Below are 2,649 nucleotides of genomic sequence, written 5' to 3'. Positions count from 1 at the left end.
CATAACAGCCGTTTGGCGAGATTGCGAATTTTGTAGTTAATTCATATTTTTCTTTCGCAAGATATTCTATCTTAGCCGAAAGAAATCGGTTACGAAGTTCGCAACCTCGCCAAGCGCCAAGACGTTGTGCGACACTTTCGAAAATCGCACTGAAAAACAGAAATTTATTCATATTTTTCTTTCGCAAGATATTCTATCTTAGCCGAAAGAAATCGGTTACGAAGTTCGCAACCTCGCCAAGCGCCAAGACGTTGTGCGACACTTTCGAAAATCGCACTGAAAAACAGAAATTTATCTAAATGAAAACTCCAAATAAAGACATAAAATTTCCTCTTGAAAATTACGAAAGACTTTGTTTTCTTAAAAATGTAATTAAAAATCCAAATATAATTGTTGGCGATTTTACTTACTACGATGACTTTGAAAATGTAGAAAATTTTGAGAAAAATGTTAAATATCATTTTGACTTTATCGGTGATAAATTAATAATTGGAAAGTTTTGTATGATAGCATCTGATGTCAAATTCATTATGAATGGCGCAAATCATCTGTCAAAATCAATTAGTTCATTTCCTTTTGCAATATTTGGTGGAAATTGGAAAAATGCAATGGATGGAAAAACATATCCAAATAAAGGAAATACTGAAATTGGAAATGATGTTTGGATAGGATTTAACACTACAATTATGCCCGGAATAAAAATTGGAGATGGAGCAATAATTGCAAGTAATTCAACTGTAACTAAAAACGTTGAACCATATTCAATTGTTGGCGGAAATCCAGCAAAAGAAATAAAAAAAAGGTTTAATAAAGAGCAAATCGAAAAACTTTTAAAAATTGCTTGGTGGAATTGGGAAATTGAAAAAATCACCGAAAACTTGCAAAATTTGACAGGCGAAAATATCGATGATTTAAAAATATAGTAAATAAAAAAGCGATCGCACAACAGCCGTTTGGCGAGATTGCGAATTCTGTGGTTAATTCATATTTTTCTTTCGCAAGATATTCTATCTTAGCCGAAAGAACTCGGTTACAAAGTTCGCAACCTCGCCAAGCGCCAAGACGTTGTGCGTCAGTTTGGAGCGACAGAAAACCGAAAGAAAAACATGTTAATAAATGAAGACAAAAGAAGAATATTTAAAACAACTTAATGATATAAAATGGGAAAAAGGGAAAGAAATTGAAACTTTTTTAATTCCAGCAATAAACATAGACGTTGAAGAAAACCAACCAGAAATTAATCTTGGAGATTCAAAATTTGGAGGAAAACCTGATTTGCCTAAAAATATTGAATGGCCAAAAAGCGAAAACGAACCAATGACTTTTTTAGCTCAATTAAACTTAAAACAAGTAAGTGAGTTTGACATTGATAAAACCTTACCAAATTATGGAATGCTATATTTTTTTATCGCAAATCCATCAGAATTTAATTTAGAACATAAAGTTATATATTCGACAGAAAATAATTTATCTGAAACACCTTTTCCTACTGACCTAAATGAAGATTGTCGCTTTAAAGATTTGAAAATGACATTTGAAACTATTTACACATTTCCATCTGTTGAAACTTTAGAAATAGAAACTTTAAGTGAAAATGATGTAAATTCATATTATGAAATTGATGAAGATTTCTTCACTTATGAAAACAACCAAATTTTAGGTCATACTTATCCAATGCAAAGTGATGTGAAAATTGAATGGGCTTGCGAATATTTAGGAATAGAATTTTCATCAGATGAACTTGAAACAAATCAAGAAAAAATAGATAATATTCGAAATGAGTTTATTAATTTATTTCAATTTTCAACAGAAAATTCAATTCCAGAATTTTTTGAAAACTTTTATATTTCTTCAATGGGATATTTTGCAATAAAGGAAAAAGATTTGAAAGAACGAAATTTTGACAAAACTGTTTTAATATTTCAAAACTCATAAATACAGAAAAAATAAAACCGAACGCACAACAGCAGTTTGGCAAAATGGCGGGTTCAGTGCTAATTTGAACATTCGGTTTTCAAATGAAGTTTAGTGCTTAATTGAAAGTAAGTGCTTCTAAATCCGCCACTTCGCCAAGCTGCAAGACGTTATGCGACAGCAGGTTGGAGCGCACAGAAAAAGAAGAAATTAAAGGTTGAAAACTGAAAATCGAAACTTTAAAATCGAAATTTTTTAGCTTTTTTTTTGTTTTTAAAGTGGAAAATGAAACTTGCTCAAGTTTGTGGAAAACTGAAACTTGAAAATTGAAGTGTGATTAAGTTTGCAGAATGTGGAAACTTGAAAAGTGGAATTTTATCGAGTTTATGGAAAACAGAAACTTGAAAATTGAAACGTGATTAAGTTTGTAGAATGTGGAAACTTGAAAATTGGATTTTATCGAGTTTGTGGAAAACAGAAATATAAAAAGCGAAATTTTCCCGGTTCTTTTTTAGCTTTTTAAGGTCAAAAGAAGATGTAGAAGAATAAATATTAACTAATTTTGGAAGCGACAATTGGAATGAATTGGAATGGACAAACATAGAACATATACTGCCGATCGCATAACAGCCGTTTGGCGTGATTGGGGTTTTAGTGGAATTAGCGTTTTTTCACTACATTTACGTTAAGCCGAAAATACTCGGTTTCAAAAGTCCTCAACCACGCCAAGCGCCA

2 protein-coding genes are annotated in these 2,649 nt (G+C 31.4%); both read left to right on the top strand.

The features are described from left to right. The first annotated feature begins 299 nt into the window (after window positions 1-299). The gene (locus MW871_RS16175; RefSeq protein ID WP_188051631.1) at window positions 300-923 is read left to right on the top strand and encodes a CatB-related O-acetyltransferase; all 624 of its coding nucleotides are present in this window, start codon (window positions 300-302) and stop codon (window positions 921-923) included. A 193-nt stretch (window positions 924-1,116) separates the two neighbouring features. Next, window positions 1,117-1,935: a DUF1963 domain-containing protein gene (locus tag MW871_RS16170; protein ID WP_248429420.1), complete on the top strand. Its 819-nt coding sequence runs from the start codon at window positions 1,117-1,119 to the stop codon at window positions 1,933-1,935. Window positions 1,936-2,649 lie beyond the last annotated feature (714 nt).

The organism is Flavobacterium pygoscelis, assembly GCF_023162025.1.
In the GTDB taxonomy this organism is placed as follows: Bacteria; Bacteroidota; Bacteroidia; order Flavobacteriales; family Flavobacteriaceae; genus Flavobacterium; species Flavobacterium pygoscelis.
The sequence above is the reverse complement of the archived record's forward strand: the minus strand, read 5'-3'. Positions and strand labels throughout refer to the sequence as shown.